Below are 22,398 nucleotides of genomic sequence, written 5' to 3'. Positions count from 1 at the left end.
TCAGGGACCTGACCGAACCTGTCTGAGCCTGTCCGAGCACGCCTCTAGTCTGGTGTTCCGCGCCCGTACGTCTTGGGCGCGGAACACGTCAAGAGGGGACCCGGTGGCAACGCACTTCAAGCTCACCCTGCCGCAGCTGGAGCGGCACCTGTTCTCGGCGGCGGACATCCTGCGGGGGCGGATGGACGCCTCCGAGTACAAGGAGTACATCTTCGGGATGCTCTTCCTGAAGCGCGCCTCCGACGAGTTCGAGGACGAGCAGGCCAAGGTCGTCCAGGAACTGCTGGCGGAGGACTTCAGCCAGGAGGAGGCCGAGGAGCTCGCGGAGCGCCCCAGCTACTACTCCGGTGTGTTCTTCGTTCCCGAGGACGCCCGCTGGGAGCGCCTGCGCGACAGGGTCCACACCAACGTCGGCAGCGAGCTGAACAAGGCCCTGGAGGCGCTGGAGAGGGCCAACCCCGAGCTGGAGGGCGTGGTCCAGCACATCGACTTCAACGCCACCATCGGCAAGACCCGCCTGTCGGACCGCTCGCTCCGGGACCTGGTCAGCCACTTCAACGCCTTCAGCCTGCGCGACTCCGACTTCGAGTTCCCCGACCTGCTGGGCGCGGCCTACGAGTACCTCATCGGCCGGTTCGCCGACTCGGCGGGCAAGCGCGGCGGGGAGTTCTACACCCCGCGCGCAGTGGTGCGGATGATGGCCCAGCTCACCGACCCCCAGGAGCGGGAGAGCGTCTACGACCCCTGCGCGGGGTCGGGCGGAATGCTCATCATGGCCAAGCACCACATGGAGGAGCAGGGGCGCAACCCCCGCGACCTGCGCCTGGCCGGACAGGAGCTCAACGGCGGCTCCTGGTCGATCTCCAAGATGAACCTGCTGTTGCACGGCATCCCCGACGCCGACCTGGAGAACGACGACACCCTCCTCCACCCCAGGCACGTCACCAACGGCGCGCTGGACCGGTTCGACGTGGTGCTGTCCAACCCGCCCTTCTCCCAGATGTTCCAGGGGGAGGAGGCCGAACTCGCCGACGCCCGTTACCGCTGGGGCCGGGTCAAGGACGGCGCCAAGAAGGCCGACCTGATGTTCCTCCAGCACATGGTGGCGGTACTCAGGGACGGCACCGGGCGCGGTGCCACCGTCATGCCGCACGGCGTGCTGTTCCGCGGTGGCGAGGAACGCCAGATCCGCACCGAGCTGCTGCGCGACGACTGCATTGAGGCGGTCATCGGCCTGGCCCCGAACCTGTTCTACGGCACGGGCATCCCCGCGTGTGTGATCGTCTTCCGCGCTCCGCGCAGCAAGCCGGAGGAGCGCAAGAACAAGGTGCTGTTCATCAACGCCGACCGGGAGTTCAGGGCCGGGAAGGCGCAGAACCACCTGCTGCCCGAACACACCGAGAAGATCCTCTACGCCTACACCAACTTCGCGGAGATCCCCGGGTACTCGCGGGTGGTGGACCACGAGGAACTGAGCGAGAACGACTTCAACTTCAACATCCGCCGATACGTGGACAACGCCCCGCCGCCGGAGCCGCACGACGTGTACGCCCACCTGCACGGGGGTGTGCCGGAAGCGGAGGTCCAGGAGCGGGCGGAGGCGTTCGCGCGGATCGGGTTCAGCTCTGACGGAACGCTGGTGCCGCGCCCGGAGAGGGCTGACGGGGAACACGGGCCCTACCGCGACTTCGCTGAGGGGTTGACCAGGGCGGACCTGGCGGCGCAGGTGGGCGGGGACCCGGGTGTGCACGCCAGGCGCGAGGAGCTGTTCAAGGCCCTGGACGGCTGGTGGGAGCGCCAGGGTGGCCTGGTCACGGCGTTGCCGGAGACCAAGCATTTGATGAAGGTGCGCCGGGAGCTCATCAACAGCTTCGTGGAGGCGCTGGAACCGGTGGGGTCGCTCGACCGGTTTGAGACCACGGGCGTGGTCGTGCGCTGGTGGGATTCCATTCAGTACGACCTGCGGACACTGGCCGAGAACGGTTTCGGCGGGGTGCTGGACGGCTGGATCACCACCATCGAGGACGGCCTGGAGGCCACGCCGCCGAAGGATCCGACAGAGCACCCGTTGGTGCCCGCGCTGATTCCGGACCACCTGGAGAAATTGGCGGAGGCGGAGCAGAGGGCGTCGGAGTTGGACGCCCGGATCAGGGCCGCGACTCCGAAGCCCGCTGAGGGTGATGAGGACGGCAACGAGGCTGAAGACTCCGGGGACTCAGGGGAGCCCTCGGGTGCAGTGAGTGAAGCCGAACTCAAGAAGCTCAAGAAGGAACGCACCGACACCAAGAAGAAGGTCAAGTCCCTACGTGAAGATCTGGTCGCCGCTTTGCGGATGGCTCGCCACTCCCTGGCCGCCGAGGACGAGCGCGAGTACGTCATGGAGTTCGCCGAGCGGAAACTGACGTCGGAGCTTGAGGACTATTCGGCTAAACAGCGGCGCGTGGTGGTGGCCTCGCTGGAGAACTGGTGGGACAAGTACCAGACTTCGCTGGAGCAGATCGAGACTCGCCGCAATGATGCTGAGCTCAGGATCAACGGGTTCCTGAAGGGGCTCGACTATGCGTGAGACATTGAAAGTAGTTCCGTTTACGGCATTGGCTGAAATCAACCCAAATACGCAGCTCCCACTCCAGGGAGAGTGCTCGTTTCTGGGAATGTCCGATGTTACTGATGATGGAAAGTTCGTATCTTCTCATGTGAGGAGTGTTCGCGAGTCTGATGGTTATACGCGTTTTCGGGACGAAGATGTACTATTTGCGAAGATTACACCTTGCATGGAAAACGGAAAAGGCAGCCGTGTAGACGGCCTTGTTTCCGGTTATGGCTTTGGGAGTACGGAGTTTCATGTGCTTCGTGCGAAGGGTGATTCAGATAGCCGATTTGTTGGCTACTGGGCGCAATCGCGCTTGCTCAGGCAGCGCGCCGAGGCGTTTATGGTGGGTTCGGCTGGCCAGCGTCGAGTTTCTGCGTCTTTCTTCTCCAGGTTCAAGGTGCCACTGCTGGCTGTGGGCGAACAACGGCGGATCGCTGAGACCCTTGATGCTCTCGATGTCGTGATCGACTCGGCTGGACAGGTTATTGACAAGCGATCCAGAGTCAAGCAAGGAGTGGTCGATGGCCTATTCTCGGAGAGGCAGGATTGGCTAGGCCGCTCTCTCCGGTCTTTTTTGGATCATTCGCCCAAGAACGGGTTCAGTCCATCGGAGGTAGGTGACTGGACTGGTGTTCGTGTTCTTGGGCTTAGTTGCTTGACTCCTGATGGTTTTCTTCCAAAGCAGCTTAAGAATGTACCGGCTTGGTGCTCTGGGGTTTCTTCGGCCGTTTTGGAAGATGGGGACCTTCTGATTAGCAGGGCTAACACGCGTGATCTCGTTGGTTTGGCTGGTAGGTATCGGGATGTCGGTGGCCCTTGTCTCTATCCCGACCTCATGATGCGCCTGCGTCCTAGCGGTAGAATTCTCTCCGAATTCCTGGAGATTTCGCTGCGCCACTCTTATATGAGGCGCCAGATCATGGCGAATGCGGTTGGGACATCAGAGAGCATGGTCAAGATCAGCTCCGCCATCGTCCAGAATCTTGATATCTGTGTGCCATCGTTGGAAGAGCAGCGGCGGATTGTCTCGATTGTTGATGCGCATGACGAGCGGATCGCCGCCGAGCGGGCGCGGCTGGAGAAGCTGCGCAAGCTCAAGGCCGGGCTGATGGACGACCTACTCACCGGCCGGGTCCGCGTGAACCAGCTCCAGGACCTTCCCGTTTGACTCCACCCGGATACACGTGTGGCCCGGAGCGGGGGCCCGGGCCACACGTGCGAACAGAGGATCAGCGGAGAGGTCGGCCGCCGCGCGGGCGGGGTCGGGACGGAAGCCGCCACGAGTGGCTACGCCGCTGCGGAGGGACCACGGCCGGGGGCCTGCTGGGCTGCACCTTTTCGATCTCGGCCGCCAACTCCTGGGCGCTGTCACCGCTCAGCATCACCATGCGTCCGGTGTGCGCAGCCCAGTACTGGCCGGTCGAGTTGCCGTGCCACACCGTCCACCCGCGCTTCCGGTAGGTGGCGCGAAGACGACCCACCTCCTGGGGGATGGAAGCCTCTACGGACTCCAGGGTCATGACCGCGCTCATGCCACACCACCTTCCAGAACCCGCAGTGCCTTCCGGAGCTCCTCGGCACCCGCGCACACGACCAGTTCGGGCTGACCGCTGGCGGTGGTCCGGGTACTCGTCGCCACGAAGCAGGGTCGCCCCTGTCCTCCGTGCAGTTCGCAGATGAGGAAGTCAGGGAACTCCTCGCGCAGCGTCAGCACGGCCGCGCTCGGCTTCACGTGGTAACCCTCCATGGTGCTCACTGTCCCTTCCGGGGGAGGGGAACCACCGGGGCCAGCAGCTCGGGCGCGTGCCATCGCAGCTCGAAGAACATCCCAGGTCCGCGCAGGGATTGGAAGCTCCCCCACCGAGAAGCGAGGGCGTTCACCAGAACCAGGCCGCGCCCACCCTCGGCGTAGGTGTCGGGGGTGACGACGCGGAGGGACGGGGCTCGCCCGTAGGCGTCGAGAACCTCCACGCGCAGCCACCTGTGAAAGAAGAACGCCCGGATGTAGAAGTCGCCGCGCCCCACGCTGCCGACCGGGGCGTGTTGGACGTTGTTGGTGGCCAGCTCCGAGAGCAGGAGCAGGGTGTTCTCGGCGGTCTCGTCGGGGGCGTCCGAGAAGGTCAGCTTGCGCTCCATCCAGGCGCGTGCCTCCTTCACGCTCTCCGGGCGTCCGACGAACCGGAAGGAGCAGCGCCGCAACGGCAGCCGCCGTCGCGGTTCGGGGGTGTTGGGAACGATACGGTTGGACATGGGTCCTCACCTGTCTGTTCAGGTTGTGGGCCAAGGCCCTGGTTCGGTGTTCGCGCACCGTCCGGGGCCGTTTGTGTGAGTGCCGGGTTGTGTCCCGGCCTCACTTGGCCACAGTGACACGGCAGGCACTCGAAAGTCCTGCATCTCCATCAGAAGTAGCTATTTGTAGAAAACCGCAGCACGACGTGTTGTTCTGTGGTCAACTGTGGTTATGGCTAGTGGTCGGAAGACGGTCGCGAAAGCGGCAGTGGCGCAGTTTGGCAACGAACTTCGGCGTCTACGGCGATCAGCGGACCTGTCCCAGCGGGAGCTGGCCAGGGCGACGCTGGTCTCCTACCAGATGCTGGGTGCGGTGGAGCGAGCGGAGCGTAGTCCACGCAAGAGCTTCGCGGAGAGGGCGGACGAGGTACTTGGCGCGCGTGGTGCTCTCCTCCGACTTTGGCCCAGCGACGAGGAGGGATACCCGCGTGGGTTCAAGGAGTATGCGGAGCTGGAGCGGGAGGCTAGAGCTATTCACGACTTCCAGACACAGGCTGTCCCGGGGCTCTTCCAGACCAAGGACTATGCCTGTGCAGTCCTGAGCGCAGGCTGGCCGCCAAGTGGTGATGAAGAGGTTGAGCGCTTGCTCAACACTCGTGTAGCGCGCCAGCAGATCCTGGAGCGAGACCAGCCACCCCTGATGTGGGTAGTCGTTGACGAGAGTGTCCTACGGCGGCCTGTGGGCACCAAGGATGTGATGATCGCTCAACTCGAGCGTTTGATGGAACTCGCAGCCAGGCCACGTATCCGCCTTCAGGTTCTGCCCTTCGCCAAGGGCGTGCACGCCGCAATGGACGGCGCGTTTAAGGTCTTGGACATGGGCGGAGGCGAGCATGTCACCTATGCCGAGATGCCCGGGAGTGGTCGTGTAACCGCTGACACTGACGAGGTGGAACAATGCACTCTGCGCTTCGGGGCGCTGCGTTCGCTGTCGCTCTCTCCGGACGAGTCTCTTGACTTCATCTCCCGCTACAAGGAGGCACACAGCCATGGAATCGACCCCTTCTCACTGGCGTAAGTCCAGTTACAGCGGAAACCAGGGGGGTGACTGCGTCGAGGTCGCGGACACCGGTTCCAGCGTCTATGTCCGGGACACCCAGAACCGTCCCCTCGGACACCTGACCTTCTCCACCTCCGGTTGGAGCGCGCTCCTCTCCTCCCTGCGCGGTGACGACACCGCCGGATAGTTCCGGCTGGTTCCGGCTGGTTCCGGCCAGGGTGGCCACGGCCTCGGGGAACGCCCAAACCACGGGCTTTTGACGCTGGCAGCTGAGTACAAGTAACAGAGAGGTCGTATCGTGGAACGAATCGCACCCTTGTGGCGTAAGTCGTCCTACAGTTCGAACACCGGGGCTTGCGTTGAGGTCGCGGACACCGGTTCCAGCGTCTATGTCCGGGACACCCAGAACCGTCCCCTCGGACACCTGACCTTCTCCACCTCCGGTTGGAGCGCGCTCCTCTCCTCCCTGCGCGGTGACGACACCGCCGGATAGTTCCGGCTGGTTCCGGCTGGTTCCGGCCAGGGTGGCCACGGCCTCGGGGAACGCCCAAACCACGGGCTTTTGACGCTGGCGGCTGACAGAATCAGGACGACAAAGACAAGTCGCCCGCTGCCTCTGACGCCAGTGACGAAAGGTCGCCCATGAGCGCCCCCGAGGGCCGTTCCCCCCATCCCTCCGGCCCTGACCCCTCCGGCTCCCGTCCCTCCGGCTCCTCTCCCTCCGGCTCCCACCTCTCCGACGTCCAACCCTCCGGAAAGCAGCCCATCGGCCCCGAGTGGGAGCTGACCGAGAAACCCCTTCTCGACCAGCTCACCGCGATGGGGTGGACCCTGGCCGAGGGCAACGACCGCCCCTCCTACCGGGAGACCCTCCTGGAGCTGCCCCTGCGCTCCGCCCTGCGCCGGATCAACCTGGACGACGACGGTCGCGAGTGGCTCGACGAATCCCGCCTGGGCCAGGCGATCAGCGCCCTCACCCGCCCCCAGGCGCGCACCCTGATCGAGATCAACGAGGAGCTCAGCGCACTCCTCCTGGTCGGCACCGAGGTCGACGGCGTGGAGGGCTGGCACGGCGGACGCCGCCAGAGCGTCCGCTTCATCGACTTCGACGACGTCGACAACAACGACTTCCGCGTCGTCCGCCAGTTCGTCGTGGACGGTCCGGGAGTCCCCGGAACCGACCGGATCATCCCCGACCTGGTCCTGTTCGTCAACGGCATCCCCCTGGTCGTCATCGAGGCCAAGAGCCCCGACGCCAACGAGCCCATGGCGACGGCGATCGACCAGCTGCGCCGCTACGCCAACCAGCGCGGCGAGGTCCGGGCCACCGAGGGCAACGAACGGCTCTTCCACACCAACCAGTTCGTCGTGGCCGCCTGCGGCACCAACGCCCGCGCGGCCGGGTTCACCGCCGACCCCGAGCACTACGCGGAGTGGAAGACCACCGAGCCCCGCACCCGCCAGCAGGTCGCGGCCGAGCTCGCGCTCACCAGCGCCGTCGGCCCCGTCAGCCCTGACGCGTTGAACGGCCAGCAGGTGCTGGCCGCCGGGATGCTGCGCCCCGGCGTCCTCCTCGACCTGGTCCGGCACTTCACCCTGTTCATGGACACCGGCACCAGCAAGGTCAAGGTCGTCGCCCGCTACCAGCAGTACCGGGCCGTGCACCGCGCCGTCCGGCGCATGGCCGCCGAGCCCACCCGCCTCCAGGACGGGGAGTTCGACCGCCGGGGCGGCATCGTCTGGCACACGCAGGGCTCCGGCAAGAGCCTCACCATGGTGTTCCTGGTCCGGGTCATGCGTTCCCACCCCGGGCTGACCGGCTTCAAGATCGTGGTCGTCACCGACCGCACCCAGCTCCAGGAACAGCTCTCGGCGACCATGGCGCTCACCGGGGAGAGCAGCCGCACCATCGCCAGGGTCGAGGAGCTCGTCCCCACGCTCTCCGTTCCGGGCAAGGCCCTGTACTTCGCCATGATCCACAAGTACCAGGACGGGGGCGCCGACACCGACGACACCGACGAGTCGCAGGAGGGCGCCGAGAGCATCGAGGACTCCGAGCCGGAGCGGGAGGAGAAGAAGGGCGGGAAGAAGGAGATCGTCCCCCAGCTGGACGTCGTCGACGACTCCGCCGACATCCTCGTCCTCGTGGACGAGGCCCACCGCTCCCAGGGCTCCCAGCTGCACGCCAACCTCATGGGCGCCCTGCCCAACGCCGTCCGGGTGGGCTTCACCGGCACCCCCATCATCATGGGCGACAAGGAGCGCTTCACCAGTAAGATCTTCGGCGCGTTCATCGACTCCTACACGATCAGGCAGTCCGAGGCCGACGGCGCCACCGTGCCCATCCTCTACGAGGGCCGCACCACCAAGGCGCACGTGCGCGACGGCAACGGCCTCGACGAGCTGTTCGAGGACATGTTCGACCTCGCCCCCGAGCAGCGCGAGGCGCTCCAGAAGCGCTACGCCACCAAGAACAACGTCCTCGAAGCCGGGGGGATGATCGCCGAGAAGGCCGCGAGCATGCTGCGGCACTACGTGGACGTCATCCTGCCCAACGGCTTCAAGGCCCAGGTGGTCGCGGTCTCCCGCAGGGCCGCCGTCCGCTACCAGGCGGCCCTGATCCGGGCCCGCGACGACCTGGTCGCCGAGATCGACGCCCTGCCCGCCGAGCTGCGCACCCCGGAGGCGGCGGAGGATGCCGAGTCCCACGGCGCGGCCACCGCCCGCCTCATCCGCGCGCTGCCCTACCGCGACCTCATCGCGCGGCTCGACGCGGCCGCCGTCATCTCCGGTAACCACAACGACAGCAAGGACTGGAAGGAGGAGAGCAGGGCGTGGACCAACCAGACCGGGCACCGCAACCGGGTCCGTGAGTTCAGGAAGCCCCTGCCCCTTCCCCGTCCCTCGGGGGAGGCCCCCGACCCGGAACAGACCAGCCCCCTGGCCTTCCTCGTGGTCAACTCCATGCTGCTGACCGGCTTCGACGCCCCCAACGAACAGGTGCTCTACCTGGACCGGCACATCAAGGAGGCCGAACTCCTCCAGGCCATCGCCCGTGTCAACCGCACCGCCCGCGCCAAGGGCGTCGGCTACGTCATCGACTACTACGGGGTCGCCGAGCACCTCAAGGTCGCCCTGGCCGCCTACGCCGCCGAGGACGTCGAGGGCGCGCTGAGCAGCGTGCGCGAGGAGGTGCCGCTGCTGCGCGAGCGGCACGAGAGGGTGCGGCGGGTCTTCACCATCCGGGGGCTGGACCGCTTCGACACCGAGGAGGCCCGGGAGGCGTGCGTCCAGGTGCTGGAGGACGAGCGGATCCGGCGCGAGTTCCGGGGCGCCCTCAAGGACTTCAACCGCAGCCTGGAGACGGTCCTGCCCCGCCCCGAGGCGCGGGAGTTCGTCCCCGACGCCAAGGCCTTCGGCGCCATCGCCGAGGTCGCGCGCGGGCGCTACCGCGACAGCGGCGGCTTCGACCCCTCCCTCTACGGGGGCAAGGTCCGCGACCTCATCGACCAGTACGTGCGCGTGCACGACATCCGTACCAGGATCCCGCCTACGGCCATCACCGCCGCCGACTTCGACGCCAGGGTCGAGGACCTCTCCTCCGACCGGGCCAAGGCCTCGGAGATGGAGCACGCGCTGCGCCACCACATCAGCGAGCACCTGGACAGCGACCCCGAGCACTACGGCAAGCTCTCCGAGCGGCTCGACCAGATCCTCACCAGCCTCGACGGCAACTGGAACGAGGTCTTCCAGGCCCTGCGCGACCTCAAGGACGACATGGCCGCGGGAAGGCAGGGGGACGACACGGGCCTGGACCCGGACACCGAGGCCCCGTTCTTCGACCTCCTGGCCCGTGCGGTCCGCGACGGCGAGGACTCCCCCCTGGAGGAGGAGCTGCGACGGCTGCTGAGCGAGTTCACCGTCGAGGTCAGCGGGCTCATGCGCGGTGAGATTGCGCTCGCGGGCTACGGCGACCACCGTGGAAGGGAACTGCGCAAGCAGGTGACGCGCGCGCTCACCAAGGTGAGGCTGGGCGGGGTCCGGCTCTTTCCCATCGACCGGGCGGAGAGCCTCGCCCCCCGCCTGGTCGCCCTGGCCGAGAGGCGGTTCGCACACGGGGCGCGGTGACCGGAGAGGCACACCGCTCCCGGCGCTTCCAGCGCGGTCCTGCCCCTGGTGGCACTGTGGACCACCGACAGCGCCACCAGGGGCAGGACCAACTCGGGCCGAGCCTTTCCCGCCACTCCGTCAGCGTTTCCGGCTGGCCCGGGGCTCAGCCCAGCCACACCTGCCCGCCGAGGAACGCGAGGCGTTCGCGGTGGCGTTCGAAACCGGGCAGGACGGTGCGCACCAGTTCCCAGAACCCGGGGGAGTGGTCCCGCACCGCCAGGTGGGCGAGCTCGTGCACCAGGACGTAGTCGACGACGGTGGGCGGCAGTTGCATCACGGCCCAGTGCAGGTTCAGCCTGCCGTTCCTGCCCAGGGAACCCCACCGGTGGCCCAGGTCGCGCACGTGTACCTCGGCCGGGTGCAGCGCCGTCCGCTCCCGCCAGGGGCGCAGCCGGGAGGGTAGCCACAGCCGTGCACGCTCCCGGTACCAGGCGGCCATGGCCGCCGCCGGGTCCGGACCGTGGGCCACGGCCGGGTGCATGCGGATGCGCCCGCCCGCGAAGTGGACGCGCTCTACCTCGTCGGTGACCTTGAGCCGGTAGCGCCGCCCCAGGTAGTCGAACCCCTCCCCGGACACGAACTCGCGCGGTGGCTGGCGGGAGAGCAGCACGTCCTTGTCGGCGAGCTTGTCGCGCACCCAGTCGCGCTTGCCCCGCGCCCAGCTCTCGACCCGCTCCCAGGCGATGCCCTCGGGAACGTGCAGCAGCAGCGTTCCGTCCCGGTCCACGGTGATGCCCACCGTCCTGCGCCGCGACGAAGGACGGACCCGGAAGGTCAGTTCGTCGAGGACGAGCTGGTCGGGGACTCGGGCGGTCAGGGTCGCGGGCACGCCCACCAGGTTAGACCCTCCTCAGTGACCGAATCCGCCGGACACCTCCGCGTGACCTGCGTCTCAGGAGACCCCCTACAACCCCGGGGCCCGCAGGACTGTGCGCCCCGACCTTCGTCCTGGTCACCGCCATAACGGACAATGGGCAGAGATCCGCCTCCACGACCTCCCGAGGGAACCGCCCATGCCCACGACCAGGACCAACGTCCGCTACAAGGGTCTGACCGCCCGCGACCTCGCGCTCATCGCCGTGTTCGCCGGGCTCATCGCCGCCCTCAGCGTCACCGTCGCCATTCCGCTGCCGTTCTCGCCGGTGCCCATCACCCTCCAGACCCTGGGCATCATGCTCGCCCCCGCCCTCCTGGGCTGGAAGCGCGGAACCCTCGCCGTCGCCGCCTTCCTGGCGCTCGGCCTGGCCGGGCTCCCGCTCTTCGCGGGCGGCATGGGCGGCGTCGGGGTCCTGGCCCGCCCCTCGGCCGGGTTCATCGTCAGCTGGGTCTTCGCCGCCCTGGTCATCGGCCTGCTCACCGACCTCCTGGTCCGCGGCGGCCAGGGGCGCTACCGCTTCTGGGCGGGCCTGGCGGTCAACATCGTGGGCGGCATCCTCGTCATCTACGCGATCGGCGTCCCCTGGATGGCCGTCGTCATGGGCGACGGCGTCCTGGCCGCCGCCTACTCCATGGTGGCCTTCCTGCCCGGCGACCTGGTCAAGGCCGTGGTCACCGCCCTCATCGCCAGCGCCGTCTACCGCGCCTACCCGATCCCGCCCGCGGGCCGCCCCGTCGTGGAGGCCGGTGCCGACCGCGGGGAATCCTGATGCTGCGCCTGGAGGGCGTCTCCCACTCCTACGACGACCGCGCCGTGCTGCGCGACGTCACCCTCGACCTCGCCGAGCACCGCATCGGCGTGATCGGGGCCAACGGATCGGGCAAGTCCACGCTCGCCCGCACCCTCAACGGCCTCGTCGTCCCCGACGAGGGCCGTGTGACGCTGGGGGAGTGGGACACCCGGCGCCACGCCAGGAAGGTCCGGCGCAGGGTCGGCTTCGTCTTCTCCGACGCCGCCAACCAGATCATCATGCCCACCGTCGCCGAGGACGTGGAGATCGGTCTGCGCTCCCTGCGGCTGGGCAGGGAGGAGACCGCCCGCCGGGTGGAGGCGGCCCTGGTCCGCTACGGGCTCGACGGCCACCGCGACCACCCCGGGCACCTGCTCTCGGGCGGGCAGAAGCAGCTCCTGGCCCTGGCCTCGGTGCTGGTCACCGAGCCGGAGGTGCTGGTCTGCGACGAGCCCACCACCCTGCTCGACCTGCGCAACACCCGCATGGTGCACCGGACCCTGGACGGCCTGGAGCAGCAGGTCGTCCTGTTCACCCACGACCTCGACCTGCTCGAAGGCTTCGACCGGGTCCTGGTCATGGACGCGGGCCGGGTGGTCTTCGACGGCGTTCCCGGCGACGCCGTGCCCCACTACACCAAGCTCATGGACGAGCGGTGAGCACGGTCGGCCTCTACGTCCCCGGCACCGGGTTCCTGTACCGGATCCCGGCCGGGGCCAAGCTCCTCGCGCTGCTGCTGGTCGGTGTCGGCCTCGTCGTCTGGGCCGATCCCCGGGTCGCCGTCGGCGCCCTGGCCGCCGCGCTCGCGCTGTACCCGCTGGCCGGTCTCCCGCTGGGGCGGGCCTGGTCCGCGCTGCGCGCGCTGTGGCCGTTCCTGCTGGCCATCGGCCTGTTCCAGGTCCTGTTCGCGGACTGGCAGACGGCCCTGCGCCTGTGCGCACAGCTGGCCGCGCTCGTCCTGTTCGCCAACCTCGTCACGCTCACCACCCGCGTGCGCACGATGCTCGACCTCTTCGAGCGGATGGCCCGACCGCTCAGGCACGTGGGCGCCAACCCCGACCGGATCGCCCTCGTCCTGGCGCTCACCGTCCGCTCCATCCCGATGGCCGCCTCCGCCTGGCGGGCCGCGCGCGAGGCCTACCGCGCGCGGGGCCTGTCCGGCCGCCCCCACCTGCTCGTGGTGCCGGTCATCGTCCAGCTGCTGCGGATGGCCGACGCGACGGGGGAGGCCCTGGTGGCCCGCGGTATCGACGAGGACACCCAGCGCTGAGGATTCGCCCACGGGAGTGGACGAAAAGAGGGAAGCCGGTACCGATTCGGTATCGAGATGTTCGTATTCGCGGCATTTCGCTGAATAATGGCGGTACTCCAGCCCATCCGCGTGTCAGCGAACCGGTGATAGCGTGCCCCGGCATCCCCCCGCCGATATCCGAGCTCGGGCCGTCGCCGTCGCGGCGGTCGTCCTCGCGGTGCTCATGGCCTTCGCCCTGCCCGGCGCCACCTCGGCCTCCGGGGCGGCACCGCCCCGCCCGGACCCCGCCCTGTTCCGCTCGCTGGTCTCCGAGAGCGCGTTCCCCCTGGTACCCCTCGCGCCCGTCGACACGCCCGAAACCGGAGGGCAGGGCCTCACCCCCGCCCAGCGCGAGGAGCTCACCGCGCGGATCGGGGGGATCGGGGAGGAGCACCCGGCCGACTTCGCGGTCGCCGTGCAGGACCTGCGCACCGGCGCCACCTTCAGCCACGACGCCAACCGGCAGTTCCCCACGGCGAGCGTGGCCAAGCTGACCATCCTCACCATGCTGCTGCTGCGCGCCGAGGAGGAGGGCCGCGACCTCACCGGAGCCGAGCGGTCCCAGGTCTCCCACATGATCCGCTACAGCGACAACGAGGTCACCGACGGCCTGTACTCGCGGATCGGGTTCACCGACGGCTTCGTCGAGGGCGCGGAGACGCTGGGCTTCACCAACACCGACCCCCACCCGCGCGGCCGGTGGGGCGCCACCATGACCACCGCCGCCGACCAGGTGCGGCTGCTGCGCGCCCTCTACTGCGACGGGAGCCCGTTGGCGGAGGAGGACCGGGCCTACGCGCGCGGGCTGATGGAGTCCGTCGCCGCCGAGCAGTCCTGGGGGGTCTCGGCCAGCGCGGGCCCCGACGACACCGTCGGGCTCAAGAACGGCTGGACCCCGCGCGAGGCCAACGGCGGCCTGTGGAACGTCAACAGCGTCGGCTACGTGTCCGGACCCGGACGCGAGTACCTGATCGCGGTCCTGACCGACGGCAGCCCCGACTACACCACCGGTGTCGCCCTGGTGGAGGAGGTGGCGGCCACGGTCACGGCGGCGATGGAGGAGGCCCGCGCCGTCGGGGACCCGGGCGAATGACCCCCGGCGCCGTCCCCGGCCCGGGACGAACGACCCCCGGTGCACTCCCTGGCCCGTGCGCACGTGTGCCCCGTCCGGAGGGCTCCGGACGGGGCACACACGGGTCTTCCGGTCAGCTAGTCCAGCGGGCCGCCGGCGACGTAGAGGACCTGGCCCGACACGAACCCGGCCTCCTCACCGGTGAGGAAGGCGACGGCGTTGGCGATGTCCTCGGGCACGCCCACCCGGCGCACCGGGATCTCGGCCTCCTTGAAGGCCTTCATGTCCTCGTACTTGACGCCGATGCGCTCCGCGGTCGCCCTGGTCATGGCGGTCTCGATGAATCCGGGCGCGACCGCGTTGCAGGTCACGCCGAACTTGCCCAGCTCGATCGCCAGGGTCTTGGTGAACCCCTGGAGCCCCGCCTTGGCCGCGGAGTAGTTGGCCTGGCCCCGGTTGCCCAGCGCGGAGGAGCTGGACAGGTTGACGATCCGGCCCCAGCCGCCCGCGGTCATGTGGGCCTGGGCGGCCCTGCTCATGAGGAACGAGCCCCGCAGGTGCACGTTCATCACGGTGTCCCAGTCCTCCACGGACATCTTGAACAGCAGGTTGTCGCGCAGGACACCGGCGTTGTTCACCAGGATCGCGGGCGGACCCAGGCGCTCGGCCACGGTGTCGACGGCGGCGGTCACCTGGTCGGGGTCGGACACGTCGCAGCCCACGGCCAGGGCGGTGCCGCCCGCGGCCGTGACGCGGTCGACGACCTCCTGGGCGTCGGACTCCCTCAGGTCCAGCACGGCGACGGACCGGCCCTCGCGCGCCAGGCGCTCAGCAGCGGCGGCACCGATCCCACGGGCCGCACCGGTCACAATGGCCACACGGGGCGTTGGTGACATGGGATTACCTCCAAGAATTCGCGTGGTGGGCGCGAGGAGATCCTATCCACATGCCAACCGGTCGGTAGGTGGACGGGGTGCGTCCGGGAGGGCCCACCCGCGAACAGGGCGATCCGCGCCGACCCGCTTTACGGGTCGGACGAAGTCGTCTCTCCGTTTGCCTGCACATCGTCGGGGCTTGGCCTACGATTGCCTGCAAGACGAAGATGCACGTGCATTCGAGTCGTGCAGCGGCACGAGCCCGACCTGCACGCGGACACGGGCCCGTCCCGGCCGTGTCACCGACGCCCACACAGCGGTGCGTCAGGGAGGAGTGGAAGGCATGGAGTGCGCTGCGGCGGTGGCCGATCCGGCCGGTGGCTGGTGGCTCAAGGTCCTGACGCACGGTTCCCGCCGCTGGAACACCCCCGTCTGCGGGGACAGACACGACGCCGTCACGTGGAGCTTCGAGCCGCGCCCCCACTCGGTGGGGGCCGCGCGCGAGATTTCCGAGGCGCTTCTCCACGAATGGGAGATGCACTACTTGTCCAGCGATGTCGCGGTGGTCGTTTCGGAATTGGTCACCAATGCGCTCCGGCACGGTGGCCCTCTGCCCTTGACAGGGCAGAGCGATGGCGGTATTCAGCTCTCGCTCATGCGCAGCGGCAGTGAATTCATCTGCGCGGTTCGTGACGGTGGAGACCGGTTGCCGGAGAGAAGGGAAACCGATCTCGACCTGGAGGGCGGTCGGGGGCTTGCCCTGGTGAGTGCTTTCGCGCGAGAGTGGGGTGTGATTCCCACGCCGCCCGGCGGAAAGTTCGTTTGGGCGCAATTCGTGTGAGTCCCGGGGTTCCCGACGGGCGCTCCGTCCGGTGCTTCCGGCGGCGCTGTCCTTCGGTGGTGCGGCCCTCCACGGAGGCGCTGGAGGGACCAGAGAGCGGGACGAAGGCACCACTGCTCTATCGTTCTATCGTGTACCTGTAGTGTCTTGTCCGCACGGCAAAGGTGTCCCGTCGCATGGATACCCTTGTGCGAGGAATGAGGGAGAGGCGGCGAACGTGGATATCGCTCGATTGCGCCAGGGGAGCGGCCCCACTGTGCGCCGCATGCTGATCGGGCACGAGCTGCGCCAGCTTCGCGAAGCGCGTGCTATCAGCCGGGAGGACGCCGGGAACAAGATTCGGGCATCGGCGTCGAAGATCAGCCGTATGGAACTCGGCCGGGTCGGTTTCAAGCTGCGCGATATCGAGGACCTCCTCAAGATGTACGGGGTCTCCGACCGCAGGAGGATCAAGGAAATCCTCGAAGTCGCGCGCGAATCCAACAAGCCCGGTTGGTGGAAGGAGCACGGGGAGTCACTGCACAAGTGGTTCATCCGCTACGTCGGCTTCGAGGAGGCCGCCGACCACATCCGCATCTACGAGTCCCAGTTCGTTCCGGGGCTGCTCCAGACCGAGGAGTACGCGCGGGCGGTCATCTCCGGCGGGGTGGAGACCGACGAGGTCACCGAGCAGCGCGTCGACGCCAGACTCAGGAGACAGCGGCGCCTGCGCACCGACACGAGCATGCGCATGTGGGTGATCCTCGACGAGGCCGCGGTCCGCAGACCCATCGGCGGACCGGAGGCCGGGCGCGAGATCATGCGCGGTCAGCTGGAGTGGCTCATCCAGCTCAGCAAGGAGTACGACAACATCACCCTCCAGGTCGTCCCCTTCGCGGTGGGCGCGCACGCGGCCGAGGCGGGTTCGTTCACGCTCCTGCGCTACTCGGAGTTCGAGCTCGCGGACATGGTCTACCTGGAGCAGCTCACCGACGGCGAGATCATCGACCGCAGGCCGGTGGTGGAGGCCTACACCAAGGCCATGACCCGGCTCAGCGTCGCCGCGGCCACGCCGGACGAGACGCTGGAGCTGCTGGAACAGATGTTGGAGGACCTGGACAAGGCAGTCGACTGAGCAGCGGCGTGGGACGGGTGGAGGGGACCCGGAGCACGCGCTCAGGGATACGAGAGGCTCGCCGAGGCGGGCCTTTCCGGGTTTCGGGGCACGTGCGCCCGGGCAGGTGGCGCGGGCGGTCGCGGACCGGCCGGGGCGCGGGCGGGGGGCGGTGCCCGAGGAAGAAGGGGTCACCGCCGAGCGGTAACCCCTCCTGTGTGCCGCGGGGCCGAACGCGCCAGAGGGGACGAAAGACCCTAGCTGAGCAGGTTGTCGAAGTCCCCGTCCTTGGCGCCCAGGATGAGGCAGTCGATCTCCTCCTGGGTGTAGACCAGCGCCGGTCCGGTCGGGAACCGCGAATTGCGTACGGCGATGGAGCCGTCGCCGAGGCGGGCCATCTCGACGCAGGCGCCCTGGGAGTTGCTGCGCCGGGCCTTCTGCCAGGCCGCCTCGGTGAGCTGGGTCGCGGGGATGCCGTTGTGTGCGGTCATGCTGCTCCTTATGTCTCGTCGAGGGGAACGTCCGTGCTTATGCACTGCCAGATGCACGTGCATTGGCACCGACATGTTCACAAGCATAGCGTGACCCCCGCCACTTGTCCGGGGGTTTGGTGGTATGTAAGCGCCATGTAACCCGTGGCGTGTCCGTGTGCCGTGTCCACGTGGCCCGGGGCGGTTTCGGCCGGGAGGGAAGAGGGGACGCGAGCGCGCGCATATCCCCTGTGCGGCGACGGGGGCGGGGCGTGGGGCGCGAAAGCGCGGAGGCCCCGCCTGCCGGGAAAGCCGTCTCCCGGGAGAGCGGGGCAGGGGGCGCGGAAGCGCGTCGGCCCCGTCGGCCGGGGCGGGTGCCCGGGGCCGACGGGGCCGGTGCGGTGGGACGGACCGGGGCTCAGGAGCAGGACAGCGCGGTGGTCAGCGCCTCCAGGTTGCCCCGCATGATCGACGGGTAGTCGTCGCCGGGGGAGTCCTCGGTGACGCCCTCCAGCGGGTCGAGCACCTCCACCTGGGCGCCGGTCTCGGCGGCGATGGTCTCGGCGGTCGCCGCGGGCATCAGCGGCTCGGTGAAGACCGTCTCGATGCCGCGCTCGTTGACGATGTCGGTGATGGCCGCGATCTGCGAGGGGGAGGGCTCGGTCTCGGGGTCCACCCCGCTGACCCCGATCTGCTCCAGTCCGTAGGCCTCGGTCAGGTAGGTGAAGGCGGTGTGCCCCACGACCACCTCATCGTGCTCGCAGGAGGACAGCCCCTCCTCGTACTCCTGGCCGATCGCCTCCAGTTCGGCGGTCACGGCCTCCACGCCCTGCGCGTAGCCGTCGGCGCCCTCGGGGTTGACCTCGGCCATCCGGTCGCCGAGCGCCTGGGCGGTCTGGGCCATCAGGTCCACGTCCAGCCAGAAGTGGGGGTCGTACTCGCCGTGGTCGTGCTCCTCCTCGGCGGCGGCCTCCTCCTCCGCGTGCGCCTCGTCCTCGGCGTGGTCGTGGCCCTCCTCCTCGGAGTGCGCCCCGTCCTCGGCGTGGTCGTGGCCCTCCTCGGCGTGCTCGTCACCTTCCGGGTGGTCGTGGCCGCCCTCCCCCGCGGGGTGCAGCTCCACGATGTCGGCGACGTTGAACGCGCTCTCGGAGGCCTCCTGCGCGATCGCCTCGTCCACGGCGGGCTGGAGGCCCTCCACGTAGAAGGCGATGTCGGACTCGCTGACCTCGGCTACCTGTCGGCCCGTGAGCTCCAGGTCGTGGGGCTCGGTGCCCGGCTCGGTGAGCTGGACGACCGCCACCCGGTCGCCGCCGATCCGCTCGGCCAGCCACTCCAGGGGGTAGACGCCGGTGACCACGGTCAGGTCCGCGTCGGCGGGGGAGACACCCGAGTCGTCCGCCCCCTCGCCGCCGCTTCCGCAGGCGGTGATCGTCAGAAGTGTCGCGGCGCCGAGGGCGGCGGCCCGCACGGTTGTCCCAGTTCGCATGGGTCAATTGTCGGGATAATGAAAACGGTTGTCAATTTGTCCGTTCGGAGCGCAACGCTCACGCGCCCCCGGAACCGCTGTCCGCGGGCGCATGGAGCGGGCGGCCGGGCGCGGAACCGACGGTGCCGGGCGCCTTCCCGCGGCCTCCCCGCCCCACCGGTTTTCACGGTTCCCAGCGGTTCCTGGCCTCTTCCGCCGCCGTGCGGCCCGGCTCAGGTGGACTCGGAGAAGCGCTCCACGTCGTCGGTGCGCCCTGCGACCACGATCACGTCGCCCTTGTTCAGCACCGTCTCCTGGGTGGCGTAGGTGAACTCCTCACCCATCCGCTTCACCGACACCACCGTGATCCCGTAGTGCTGGCGGACCCGCGTCTCGCGCAGCGTCTTGCCGATGAGCTCCTTGGGCGCCTTGGTCTTGCCCAGCGAGAAGCCCTCCTCCAGCTCCACGTAGTCGAGCATCCTGCCCGACAGCAGGTGCGCCACCCGCTCGCCCATGTCGTGCTCGGGCAGCACCACGTGGGTGGCGCCGACCTGCTCCAGGATGCGGCCGTGGCGGCGGCTCGTCGCCTTCGCCCAGATGTTGGACACTCCCATGTCCACCAGCAGCGAGGTGGCCAGGATGCTCTCCTCCAGGTGGGTGCCGATGGCCACCACCGCGCTGTGGAACTGGCCCGCGCCCACCTGGCGCAGCGCCTCCTCGTCGGTGGCGTCGGCGATCACCGTGTGCGTGAGCGCGTCGGCCAAGGACTGCACCAGCCGTGGGCTGGAGTCCACGCCCAGGACCTCCCACCCCCGGCTGACCAGCTCCAGGCCGAGTGAACTGCCGAACCGGCCCAGGCCGATGACCAGGACCCGCTTGTCGGTGAGTCTCCTGTGCTGCTGCACGGTGTCCCTTCCTTCCCCCGGAGCGCTCTCAGCCGATGATCGGCCGTGCCTCGGCGAGATCGTAGCGCTTGCGGTGGTCGCGGAAGGCCAGCGCCGTCACGAAGGTGATGGGGCCGATCCGCCCGGCCACCATCAGCAGGGCCAGCAGGAACTGGGCCCACGGCGCCAGGTCGGCGGTGATGCCGGTGGACAGGCCCACCACGCCGACGGCCGACACCACCTCGAACATCACCGGCAGCAGCTCGAACGGGGTGGTGCGCACCAGCAGGACCGTGGTGAAGGCCACCACCGTCGCGGACAGGAACACCAGGCTCAGCGACTGCCGGATCACCTCAGGCGACAGCTGGCGCCCGTAGACGTGCACCTTGTCGTTGCCGCGGACCTCGGCCGACACCACCAGGAAGATCACCGCCAGGGTGGCCACCTTGATGCCCCCGGACGTTCCGGCGCTGCCGTTGCCGACGAACATCAGCATGATCGTCACCAGCAGCGTGGCGTCCTCCATCTCCCCGGTGTCGACGGAGTTGAGGCCGCCGCTGCGGGGCATCACGCCGTGGAAGAAGCCGTCGACGAGCTTGGCCCACCAGTGCATCTGACCGAGGGTCTGGGGGTTGTGCCACTCCATCACCGTGACCAGCAGGGCCCCGGCCGCGAAGAGGATCGCGGTGGTGGTGACGGTGAGCTTGGTGTGCAGGCTCCACCGGCGCGGGGTGCGCAGCTCGCGCCGCAGCTCCAGCAGGACGGGGAAGCCGATACCGCCGAGGATCACCGCCAGGGCGATCGGCACCAGGACGAACGCGTCGCCGGAGAAGCGCATCATGCTGTCCCCGTACAGGGAGAGCCCGGCGTTGTTGAAGGCCGAGATGGAGTGGAAGAAGCCCGAGTAGACGGCCTCCCCGAGGGACATGTCGTAGCCCAGCCACATCCTCGGCGTGATCAGCAGGAACGTCAGGCCCTGGCAGATGAGGAAGATGAGGGCCACCCGGCTGACCAGGCCGCGCACGTCGCCCACCCACAGGCTCCGGGTCTCGGTCTGCACGGTGAGCTGCATGCGCAGCCCGAACCGGCGGATCATCGCGGTGCCCAGCAGGGAGGCCAGGGTCATGATGCCCATGCCGCCGACCTGCATGAGCACCAGGACCACCCCCTGGCCGAAGGTGTTCAGGTCGTTGCCGATGCTGATCACGCTCAGCCCGCACACCGAGAGCGCCGAGGTCGCGGTGAAGAAGGCCTCGACGAAGCCCAGCCCCCGGTGGTCGGGCGTGGTCAGCGGGGTCATCAGCAGCACCGTGCCGATCAGGTCCACGATCACGTAGGCCATGAGGAACACCCGCGCGGGCTGGCGCCACGTGCTGGCCTCGCGGGTGGAGCTCAGCTCCCGGCGCAGCTTGTACGACAGCCTGGCCGCCCTGAGGGGCAGGAGCGAACCGCGCAGCCTGCGCAGGGCGCGCGTCCCCGCTCCCAGCCGGTTCTCGCTCACCGCTGGCCGCGGGTCGGGAAGGGTGCCACGGTGTCTCCTTAAGCGTTCCTGGGCGCGGGGGATCGTGCCAGAGGGTTCCGATGGTGGCACGTCGACGGCCCGTCCAGCATCGTAACCGTGCGGGGGGTGTGCCGGTGGCACCCGCGGCGGTCTCCACCAGCGGGGACGCGGGACGCGCGCGGGCCCCGCCGCGCGGTCCCGCAGGAGGCCGGTCGTGGGGCCCCGAGTGCGCCTTACCCCAGGTCAGGCGTGGCGGGCGCCCTCGTGGTCGGCGTGGCCGGGAGGCTCCAGTTGCAGCGTGGAGTGCTCGACGTCGAAGTGGCCGGTCAGGCACGCGTGGAGTTCGTCCAGCATGCGGCCGCTGTCGCGCAGGTGCTCCTCGGCGACCACCACGTGCGCCGACATCACGGGCACCCCGGAGGTGATGGTCCAGGCGTGCAGGTCGTGGACGTCCAGGACGGCGGGGTGCCCGAGCAGGTGGTCGCGGACCTCGCTCAGGTCCATGTCCTGCGGGGTGGCCTCCAGCAGGATGTGCACGGCCTCGCGCAGCAGCGCCCACGCGCGGGGCACGATGATCGCCGCGATGCCCAGTGAGACGAGGGTGTCCACCCGGTCCCAACCGGTCAGCCAGACGACGACACCGCCCGCGATCACCCCGGCCGAGGCCAGGGCGTCGCCCATGACCTCCAGGTAGGCGCCCTTGACGTTGAGGCTCGCGCGGGCGCCCGAGCGCAGGACGAACAGCGCGCCGATGTTCATGACCAGGCCGAAGGCGGCCACGGCGATCATGCCCGGCCCGGACACGTCGGCGGGCGTCCGGAGCCGCTCGACCGCCTCCACCACGATGAACCCGCACAGGACGAACAGCACCAGCGCGTTGACGGCGGCGGCGAGGATCTCCGCGCGCTGGTAGCCGAAGGTGCGCCTGCTGGTGGCGGGCCGCGCGGCGATCCACACGGCCACCAGGGCCAGGGCCACCCCGAAGGAGTCGGTGACGGTGTGCCCGGCGTCGGCGAGCAGGGCCAGGCTGTCGCTGAGCGCGGCGCCGACCACCTGGACCACGGCGACGACGAGCATCATCCCGAGGACCACCACCAGCCGCCTGCTGTTGGCGGCCCCGGCGGTGACACCGTGCCCGTGCCCGTGGTCGTGTCCCAGGCCCATCAGCTCTCCCGTTCCGACGTCCT

22 protein-coding genes are annotated in these 22,398 nt (G+C 68.9%); 12 read left to right on the top strand and 10 right to left on the bottom strand.

Translation table 11 applies throughout. The features are described 5' to 3' along the window. The first annotated feature begins 103 nt into the window (after nucleotides 1-103). Both ACSIH6_RS00390 and ACSIH6_RS00385 read left to right on the top strand, forming a co-directional pair. The gene (locus ACSIH6_RS00390) at nucleotides 104-2,566 is read left to right on the top strand and encodes a type I restriction-modification system subunit M (protein ID WP_435105347.1); all 2,463 of its coding nucleotides are present in this window, start codon (nucleotides 104-106) and stop codon (nucleotides 2,564-2,566) included. After that, the gene (locus ACSIH6_RS00385; protein WP_435105345.1) at nucleotides 2,559-3,761 is read left to right on the top strand and encodes a restriction endonuclease subunit S; all 1,203 of its coding nucleotides are present in this window, start codon (nucleotides 2,559-2,561) and stop codon (nucleotides 3,759-3,761) included. The genes ACSIH6_RS00390 and ACSIH6_RS00385 overlap by 8 nt, the downstream gene beginning before the upstream one ends. A gap of 61 nt (nucleotides 3,762-3,822) precedes the next feature. Here ACSIH6_RS00385 and ACSIH6_RS00380 read toward each other — a convergent pair whose 3' ends face one another. The 3 genes from ACSIH6_RS00380 to ACSIH6_RS00370 are packed head-to-tail and all read right to left on the bottom strand — an operon-like array spanning nucleotide 3,823 to nucleotide 4,843. After that, entirely contained in the window at nucleotides 3,823-4,125 is a 303-nt protein-coding gene (locus ACSIH6_RS00380) for a hypothetical protein (RefSeq protein ID WP_435105343.1), read from the bottom strand. Beyond that, nucleotides 4,122-4,340, bottom strand: a complete 219-nt coding sequence (locus ACSIH6_RS00375; RefSeq protein ID WP_435105582.1) for a hypothetical protein — start codon at nucleotides 4,338-4,340, stop codon at nucleotides 4,122-4,124. The genes ACSIH6_RS00380 and ACSIH6_RS00375 overlap by 4 nt, the downstream gene beginning before the upstream one ends. Before the next feature lie 5 nt (nucleotides 4,341-4,345). Next, nucleotides 4,346-4,843: an ATP-binding protein gene (locus ACSIH6_RS00370; protein WP_435105340.1), complete on the bottom strand. Its 498-nt coding sequence runs from the start codon at nucleotides 4,841-4,843 to the stop codon at nucleotides 4,346-4,348. Nucleotides 4,844-5,054: 211 nt separating this feature from the next. On the opposite strand from ACSIH6_RS00370, the gene ACSIH6_RS00365 reads away from it, so the two are divergent. From ACSIH6_RS00365 to ACSIH6_RS00350, 4 genes are all read left to right on the top strand, one after another. Then, entirely contained in the window at nucleotides 5,055-5,900 is an 846-nt protein-coding gene (locus tag ACSIH6_RS00365) for a helix-turn-helix domain-containing protein (protein ID WP_435105338.1), read from the top strand. Beyond that, nucleotides 5,872-6,069 (top strand): DUF397 domain-containing protein, encoded by a 198-nt coding sequence (locus tag ACSIH6_RS00360; RefSeq protein ID WP_435105336.1) that lies wholly within the window; start codon nucleotides 5,872-5,874, stop codon nucleotides 6,067-6,069. The genes ACSIH6_RS00365 and ACSIH6_RS00360 overlap by 29 nt, the downstream gene beginning before the upstream one ends. A gap of 111 nt (nucleotides 6,070-6,180) precedes the next feature. After that, nucleotides 6,181-6,375 carry a DUF397 domain-containing protein gene (locus ACSIH6_RS00355; RefSeq protein ID WP_435105334.1) on the top strand — a complete coding sequence of 65 codons (195 nt, stop codon included), beginning with the start codon at nucleotides 6,181-6,183 and terminating at the stop codon, nucleotides 6,373-6,375. Nucleotides 6,376-6,524: 149 nt separating this feature from the next. After that, on the top strand, nucleotides 6,525-10,010 hold the full coding sequence (locus tag ACSIH6_RS00350; protein WP_435105331.1) for a type I restriction endonuclease subunit R: 3,486 nt from the start codon (nucleotides 6,525-6,527) through the stop codon (nucleotides 10,008-10,010). A gap of 145 nt (nucleotides 10,011-10,155) precedes the next feature. On the opposite strand, the gene ACSIH6_RS00345 is transcribed toward ACSIH6_RS00350, so the two are convergent. Next, complete coding sequence (locus ACSIH6_RS00345; protein ID WP_435105329.1) at nucleotides 10,156-10,881, bottom strand: M48 family metallopeptidase; 726 nt, start codon at nucleotides 10,879-10,881, stop codon at nucleotides 10,156-10,158. Between the two features lie 184 nt (nucleotides 10,882-11,065). On the opposite strand from ACSIH6_RS00345, the gene ACSIH6_RS00340 reads away from it, so the two are divergent. From ACSIH6_RS00340 to ACSIH6_RS00325, 4 genes are all read left to right on the top strand, one after another. Then, entirely contained in the window at nucleotides 11,066-11,698 is a 633-nt protein-coding gene (locus tag ACSIH6_RS00340; protein ID WP_435105327.1) for a biotin transporter BioY, read from the top strand. Then, nucleotides 11,698-12,378: an energy-coupling factor ABC transporter ATP-binding protein gene (locus ACSIH6_RS00335; protein WP_435105325.1), complete on the top strand. Its 681-nt coding sequence runs from the start codon at nucleotides 11,698-11,700 to the stop codon at nucleotides 12,376-12,378. The genes ACSIH6_RS00340 and ACSIH6_RS00335 overlap by 1 nt, the downstream gene beginning before the upstream one ends. Then, nucleotides 12,375-12,989, top strand: coding sequence for a CbiQ family ECF transporter T component (locus ACSIH6_RS00330; protein WP_435105323.1), 615 nt, complete (start codon nucleotides 12,375-12,377; stop codon nucleotides 12,987-12,989). The genes ACSIH6_RS00335 and ACSIH6_RS00330 overlap by 4 nt, the downstream gene beginning before the upstream one ends. Nucleotides 12,990-13,122: 133 nt before the next feature. Beyond that, the gene (locus tag ACSIH6_RS00325) at nucleotides 13,123-14,103 is read left to right on the top strand and encodes a serine hydrolase (RefSeq protein ID WP_435105320.1); all 981 of its coding nucleotides are present in this window, start codon (nucleotides 13,123-13,125) and stop codon (nucleotides 14,101-14,103) included. A 116-nt stretch (nucleotides 14,104-14,219) separates the two neighbouring features. Here ACSIH6_RS00325 and fabG read toward each other — a convergent pair whose 3' ends face one another. Next, nucleotides 14,220-14,978 (bottom strand): 3-oxoacyl-ACP reductase FabG, encoded by a 759-nt coding sequence (fabG, locus tag ACSIH6_RS00320; protein ID WP_061081671.1) that lies wholly within the window; start codon nucleotides 14,976-14,978, stop codon nucleotides 14,220-14,222. A gap of 322 nt (nucleotides 14,979-15,300) precedes the next feature. Here fabG and ACSIH6_RS00315 point away from each other — a divergent pair, with 322 nt between their 5' ends. Both ACSIH6_RS00315 and ACSIH6_RS00310 read left to right on the top strand, forming a co-directional pair. After that, nucleotides 15,301-15,798 carry an ATP-binding protein gene (locus ACSIH6_RS00315; RefSeq protein ID WP_435105580.1) on the top strand — a complete coding sequence of 166 codons (498 nt, stop codon included), beginning with the start codon at nucleotides 15,301-15,303 and terminating at the stop codon, nucleotides 15,796-15,798. Nucleotides 15,799-16,063: 265 nt separating this feature from the next. Beyond that, the gene (locus ACSIH6_RS00310; protein ID WP_435105318.1) at nucleotides 16,064-16,912 is read left to right on the top strand and encodes a helix-turn-helix domain-containing protein; all 849 of its coding nucleotides are present in this window, start codon (nucleotides 16,064-16,066) and stop codon (nucleotides 16,910-16,912) included. 236 nt (nucleotides 16,913-17,148) lie between these two features. On the opposite strand, the gene ACSIH6_RS00305 is transcribed toward ACSIH6_RS00310, so the two are convergent. The 5 genes from ACSIH6_RS00305 to ACSIH6_RS00285 form a co-directional block, all read right to left on the bottom strand. After that, complete coding sequence (locus ACSIH6_RS00305; protein ID WP_061081670.1) at nucleotides 17,149-17,382, bottom strand: DUF397 domain-containing protein; 234 nt, start codon at nucleotides 17,380-17,382, stop codon at nucleotides 17,149-17,151. A 397-nt stretch (nucleotides 17,383-17,779) separates the two neighbouring features. Beyond that, entirely contained in the window at nucleotides 17,780-18,847 is a 1,068-nt protein-coding gene (locus ACSIH6_RS00300; RefSeq protein WP_435105316.1) for a metal ABC transporter substrate-binding protein, read from the bottom strand. Nucleotides 18,848-19,059: 212 nt separating this feature from the next. Continuing rightward, a complete protein-coding gene (locus ACSIH6_RS00295) occupies nucleotides 19,060-19,731 on the bottom strand; it encodes a potassium channel family protein (protein WP_435105314.1) in 672 nt (223 codons plus the stop codon). A 28-nt stretch (nucleotides 19,732-19,759) separates the two neighbouring features. Beyond that, complete coding sequence (locus ACSIH6_RS00290; RefSeq protein WP_435105312.1) at nucleotides 19,760-21,211, bottom strand: TrkH family potassium uptake protein; 1,452 nt, start codon at nucleotides 21,209-21,211, stop codon at nucleotides 19,760-19,762. Nucleotides 21,212-21,454: 243 nt separating this feature from the next. Next, complete coding sequence (locus ACSIH6_RS00285; protein WP_435105310.1) at nucleotides 21,455-22,375, bottom strand: cation diffusion facilitator family transporter; 921 nt, start codon at nucleotides 22,373-22,375, stop codon at nucleotides 21,455-21,457. Nucleotides 22,376-22,398: the final 23 nt, after the last annotated feature.

The organism is Nocardiopsis synnemataformans, assembly GCF_965343085.1.
Classification (GTDB): Bacteria; Actinomycetota; Actinomycetes; order Streptosporangiales; family Streptosporangiaceae; genus Nocardiopsis; species Nocardiopsis alborubida.
This window is presented reverse-complemented; position numbering and strand designations above follow the sequence as displayed.